Raw genomic sequence first — 908 nt, forward strand, 5'->3', positions numbered from 1 at the left:
GGTCAAGAAGATCGCCAAGCCCGGCCAGCACTCACTGGTCGCCCACACCACTTTCGATGCCAACATCCAGAAGGCGGCTGAGGAGTCCGTCGAATTCCACCTGCGCCAGTTCGGCAAGGAATACAACGTCACCGAAGGCGCGGTGGTGGTGATCGAGACCAACGGCGCGGTGCGCGCCATCGTCGGCGGCCGCGACTACGGCGCCAGCCAGTTCAACCGCGCCACCAGGGCGCTGCGCCAGACCGGCTCCTCGTTCAAGCCCTACGTCTACGCCACAGCCATGGAGCACGGCTTCACGCCTGACTCGGTGGTTTCCGGCGGCCCCGTTAGCTGGGGCAACTGGTCGCCGCACAACTACAGCGGCGGATCGGCCGGCAATGTCACGCTGATCACGGCCATCGCCAAGTCGATCAACACTGTGCCGGTGCGGCTCGCCAAGGACCATCTCGGCATCGGTCCGATCAAGGCGATGGCCGAGGCGATGGGCGTCGAGTCGCCGCTGGAAGGGCACAAGACCATGGTGCTCGGCACCTCGCTCATGACGGTGATGGACCAGGCGACGGGCTACAGCGTGTTCGCGCAGAACGGCTTCGTCGGCTCGCGGCACGGAATCACCCAGCTCGTCACCCGCACCGGCGATGTGGTCTACGACTGGGCCAAGGACGCGTCGCCGCCGCGTCGGGTGCTGTCGGAGCAGGCGCTGAAATACATGAACACCATGCTGGCGGCGGTGCCGGTGATAGGGACGGCGCGGCGCGCCCAGCTTCCCAACATCGTCGTCGCCGGCAAGACGGGCACGACGCAATCCTACCGCGACGCCTGGTTCGTCGGCTTCACCGGCAATTACACGGCCGCCGTCTGGCTGGGCAATGACGACTTCACGCCCACCAACAAGATGACCGGCGGTT

At 66.1% G+C, this 908-nt stretch carries 1 protein-coding gene; it reads left to right on the top strand.

Annotation, left to right across the window (positions count from 1 at the left end):
- On the top strand, positions 1 to 908 hold a 908-nt coding region (locus EN745_RS35285), incomplete at both ends, for a penicillin-binding transpeptidase domain-containing protein (RefSeq protein WP_281034810.1).

Source organism: Mesorhizobium sp. M4A.F.Ca.ET.022.05.2.1, assembly GCF_003998845.1.
Taxonomy (GTDB): Bacteria; Pseudomonadota; Alphaproteobacteria; order Rhizobiales; family Rhizobiaceae; genus Mesorhizobium.